This window comes from Protofrankia sp. CiP1_Cm_nod4, assembly GCF_982290645.1.
In genome coordinates this window covers 21,503-22,602 of the sequence record NZ_CEVIVC010000081.1, presented here as the reverse complement: position 1 = coordinate 22,602, position 1,100 = coordinate 21,503, and the positions used below count along the sequence as shown (strand labels likewise).

Below are 1,100 nucleotides of genomic sequence, written 5' to 3'. Positions count from 1 at the left end.
CCCCCGCCCGCGGGCAGCTCTTTTTTCGCTGCTGGCCAGCCCGGCCAGCGCCTGTTCGACACGGGCGCCACCGGGCGGCCGGACGACCGTCGGCCCGGTGGCGCGCAGCCACCGCCCGGCCGGGTGCTCCCGGCCGCCATGCCCCGGGCTGCCGTACCACCGGCATCCCTGCCACCTGCGGCGGTACCACCGGCATCCCTACCGCCGGTGGGTATGCCGCCGGACGGCGGTTTCGGGGGGAGCGCAGGCCCGGCACCGGCCCGTGGCCCGGCCGGGTACGGCGGCCCCGGCTCCACCGGTAACGGCGCGCCGGGCTCCGGCGGTTTCGGGGACCGTTACGGAAGCGGTCGTCCGAACGGTTACGGGCCGACAGGCCATCAGGCCGGTTACCCGTCGCTCATGGGAAATGATCGTGAGCTCCTGCCCCGCCAGCCGGACAGCGCCGGGCCGGGGGACGGATCGACTTCCTACCTGACGGGCGACCCGTTCCGGGCGGCACAGCCCCACGGCCGCGGACGGCTGTCCCCTGCCGGGCCGAACCCGCTGCCTCCCGACCGGGGCGGCCCCCTGGACGGGGGCCCGGCCACCCCAGCCGGCAGCCCGGTTCCGAACGGCTACGGAGCGGGCGGATATCCCGGTTCCGGGGCCGCTCGGGCCCTCGTCCGCGGTGCCGGCGTGAACGACGGCGCGCCGTCCGCTCCTGGCGCACCCCGGCCGGCCGCCGGGAGAGCGGGCGGCGGCAACGACCGGGCCGTGCTTCTCCCGCCCGCCTACCGGGGCCAGGCCGCGGCCACCAGGGCTGAGCCGCCCGCTCCCGCCCGGACGCATTCACGTACCGCCCCCCGGCCACCGTCGGCGATGTCCGGAGCCAGGACGCCCGGGGGCGGCCTGCCAGGCGAGGCGGCCTTCGCGGACCCTGCCGCGGCGTCCTCCGCCGCCGGGCCGGTGGAACGCACCGATATCGTGCCGAGGGTCACTGACGCCGTACGGCCAAGGACGTCGCGTGACAATATGCCGTCGCCTCCAACCGTGCCACCCGGGGTGCTGGGACAACCGCTGTCGGAGATGACCGCGACGCTGTCGAGGATCGGGTCCGTGCC

General features: G+C 77.0%; 1 protein-coding gene. It reads right to left on the bottom strand.

Annotation, left to right across the window (positions count from 1 at the left end; all coding sequences use genetic code 11):
* Positions 1–770: 770 nt before the first annotated feature.
* Positions 771–1,100 (bottom strand): hypothetical protein (locus AC5LSR_RS15700; protein ID WP_493468624.1); only part of this gene is annotated, 330 nt, incomplete at its 5' end.